The sequence below is a fragment of the Kitasatospora sp. NPDC005856 genome, from assembly GCF_040629945.1.
Classification (GTDB): domain Bacteria; phylum Actinomycetota; class Actinomycetes; order Streptomycetales; family Streptomycetaceae; genus Kitasatospora.
In genome coordinates this window covers 1-1,544 of sequence record NZ_JBEXWT010000226.1, presented here as the reverse complement: position 1 = coordinate 1,544, position 1,544 = coordinate 1, and the positions used below count along the sequence as shown (strand labels likewise).

Here is a 1,544-nt window from a genome sequence, read left to right as displayed (position 1 = left end):
CAGCAGAGCCAGCACCAGCACCCGGCCGCGCGGCACCATCTTCCGCGCGGCCGCCATGCAGATGTACGTCTTCCCGGCCCCGCGGGACGCGGGGGCCAAGGATGCCTTCCCCGTCGCTCACAGCCGGCTACGGGAAGCCACAGCGGCGCTCCCGGCCGGACCGCCTGCGGATCCCTTCACCGCGACCCTCCTTCAGCTCGTCCAGGCCCAGGCCGACGAGACCGGCCGCTTCGTCGCCGTGCCGACGTGGCCGAGGTCCTCGACCAGCACTTTCCACCTGGGGACCCCGCCTGACATGCGCGCGGGATCCGCCCGGCCGGGTGAAGAAGTCCCCGGCCGGGCGATCTGGCTGCTCCGTTCGTCCTACAACGCGTCAAAGGACGTTCCTGGCGCCCTCGGCATGACGAAGCACCTGGACACCACTTCCCGTGTCGGCAACGGCTGAAATGCTTGCTGCCGCGGCGGGATGGGTGCTCGTCGCGAATGGAGGAGCCGGAGCTTCTGGTCACTGGCGCCAGGCCCGCGTAGGCGGCCAGGTGGCCGGCGGTCGGGAAGGTGCCGGCGTCGCCAACGTCGATGAGGATGCGGGCTCCGGTCCTGACCCCTATGTCGGGCATGGAGGTCAGGGCCAGGGAAAGTGGGTGGGTGGCTCTATACGTGAGTTGCGAGAGCACCTGTCGCTCGGCGGCGAGGAGTTTGCGCTGGTCGAGCACGGAGCCGAGTGAGACGGCGAGGCTGGGGACGATGAGCGCGGCGGCGTCGAAACCGGGCACGACAACGCTTTGCTCGGCGAGGGCTCCGAAGATCTCCTCGACCAGGCACTCGGCCAGTCGTGGGGCTTTGGGCCGCAGCAGGGTGACCAGGCGGCGTCTCCCGGCCTTCCTCAACTGGCCTGGGCCGCCGTGGCGTTCGAGCAGAGCAAGGACGGCGGGATGGTCCAGTCTGGGGCCAAGGACCCGTTCCGGTCAGGGATGGATCTGGGTGAGCAGGCCACGCAGCCGGTTCTTGATCCTGGTGGACTCGGCGGCCAGGTCGTCGTCGAACCCGACGATCTTCTCGAGCTCGGCGACGGTTTCATCGACCATTGCCACGTCGCGGAGCGTGTGCGGCATTGTTCGCGCGGCGTCTGCGATGATCGCCGCGTCTCGGACATCGGTCTTGGCCTCGCCGGGGTAGAGGTCAGCGATACGTCGCATTGTCAGGCCGGGCGGGTAGGCGAGTGGGCTGCCCGCGTCGTGGGCCACGGCCAGCGGCAGTGCTCCTATCGAGGCGGGTTGGTCGACCACCACCACCAGCACGGTGCCGGGCTTGGCCTGAAGCTTGCTGAACACCTCACGCAGCTTCGGTTCGGTGTTGGGCAGCCGCTTGTCGAAGACCCGCTTGCCAACCGGGGCCAGAGCGGTCGCATGGCGCTCGCCCTTGCCCACGCCCAGGCCCAGGCCCAGGTAGACGTCGATGTCACCTGTGTCGATCACGTGCACTCCCCACAGTGGTCGTGCCCTCCCCGGCCTCAGCTGCGGCATCAGCGCGCCGGCATCCACGTT

Annotated in this window: 1 pseudogene; it reads right to left on the bottom strand. The window is 69.1% G+C overall.

Annotated elements, in window-relative coordinates:
• Positions 1-449 precede the first annotated feature (449 nt).
• A pseudogene (locus ABZ449_RS42115) lies at positions 450-1,475 on the bottom strand (IS110 family transposase); the annotation flags it as partial.
• Positions 1,476-1,544 lie beyond the last annotated feature (69 nt).